This is a genomic window from Marinobacterium sp. MBR-111, from assembly GCF_040547585.1.
GTDB classification, from domain to species: Bacteria; Pseudomonadota; Gammaproteobacteria; order Pseudomonadales; family Balneatricaceae; genus Marinobacterium; species Marinobacterium iners.
The window spans coordinates 1-1429 of sequence record NZ_JBEPQA010000080.1 but is presented as its reverse complement, the minus strand read 5'-3'; the positions used below and the strand labels follow the sequence as shown (position 1 = coordinate 1429).

The 1429-nt window shown below is 38.8% G+C and carries 2 protein-coding genes; both read right to left on the bottom strand.

The features are described 5' to 3' along the window. Window positions 1-119: 119 nt before the first annotated feature. Window positions 120-806, bottom strand: coding sequence for a DUF2290 domain-containing protein (locus tag ABIE61_RS18790; protein WP_354412414.1), 687 nt, complete (start codon window positions 804-806; stop codon window positions 120-122). A 7-nt stretch (window positions 807-813) separates the two neighbouring features. Beyond that, window positions 814-1263 carry an ATP-binding domain-containing protein gene (locus ABIE61_RS18785; protein ID WP_354412412.1) on the bottom strand — a complete coding sequence of 150 codons (450 nt, stop codon included), beginning with the start codon at window positions 1261-1263 and terminating at the stop codon, window positions 814-816. Window positions 1264-1429: the final 166 nt, after the last annotated feature.

The window sequence follows — 1429 nt, the reverse complement described above, 5'->3', positions numbered from 1 at the left end:
CTTCTACCTTTGGCGAGATGAAGCGTACCACTGTCAGCAGTTGGCTACCTCTCGCCGTTCAACCATGAGTGTCGCACTTATTATCTGAATTCCCGGCGCCCTAGTAATCAAAAATCACCTTATTCTTTTTCAATGAGGCTTGGGAATGAATTGATATGCATTTTCGCCTTTTGTTTTTCGGTTAATTTATCACCACCATCCCAAGTTATTGCTTTTTCATTTAGTTTGAGTATTTCCGCAACTTCTGAATAGAAGTTATCGCTTATAAATTCTATAAACTTTCTTAAGCAAAGAGGTGTCTTTACCGGCAGCCTACAATCTTCACTTATCATGTGAAGGTGTACCTCTGGATGCTCTTCTGATGAGTTATCCGGATCAAAATCAAATCTCAATGGCGTTTTGCAGAAAAAGTCATCAAAATCACCGTTGTTCATCTTTTCTAAAATAGCATCGATAAGACTGCTATTTTCAATATCATCTCTTGAAAGCCTTATTGGGCAAGGATACCAACACAACCTATGCTTTACGACTTGATCCCTTTTTAAAGAAAAAGAGAACTGAAGAATATCGCCTTCAGAAAGAAGGATAGAGTACTGCCGAGCCTCTACCAAATTAATGTACTCATTTAATGATGCAAATCTATCATCTGTTAGTACATATCCGTCATCCCCCCAAGTTATTTCTGTAACCCCGCTGGATCGCCTATACGCATTATGTATTCGCGAGTCAGAAACCAAACCTGTCTTTTGCCACTCGAAGATAAAATCGTTAATTCCTTTCACAAGGTTTCCTGCGGAGATTTTCACTAAAACCTCACCTAAACAAGTCTTTCAAATCTTCAGGAAGGTCATCAACAGAAAGCTCACCTTTCTGGATTAGCCGGCTGATTTCTTTAATTTTCTCTATACCATCAAATATTTTTTTACGAGATTCAGGTGTATGGTCTTGATAAAGTTTATCCATATCTGAAAGACGCTCAACAGATGGATATTTAAAGCTCAGCCTAAAATTATTACTAAAAACACTTTCGATTTCTTCAATAAGAGAATCCATATTTTCACCTATGCCTGTTATCCTTACCCAAGCCTTCGCTCTCGTTATCGAAGTAAATAGAGTGTTTCTTTTCTTTCTTATATCCAGCCCTGTATAACAATAATTTGCATTCATCACATAAACCATAGGAGCCTCATTTCCTTTAGCCCTATGAATGTGAGTTATAGCAACAGAGTTATCTTTGAAAACAACATTTCGGCTTGTGTTCACCCCTACAACATGCGCATCAATTCCGATGTTTCTCAGTTCATTTATGACGTGTGCCGATTCTGAGTTAATAGTATACCTGATTCCGTGACTTAAAACTCAGCTTCGCATCTCCACACACCTGTAACCACGCGGCCTGCGGCGGTAATATGGACGCCATTCTCGATTC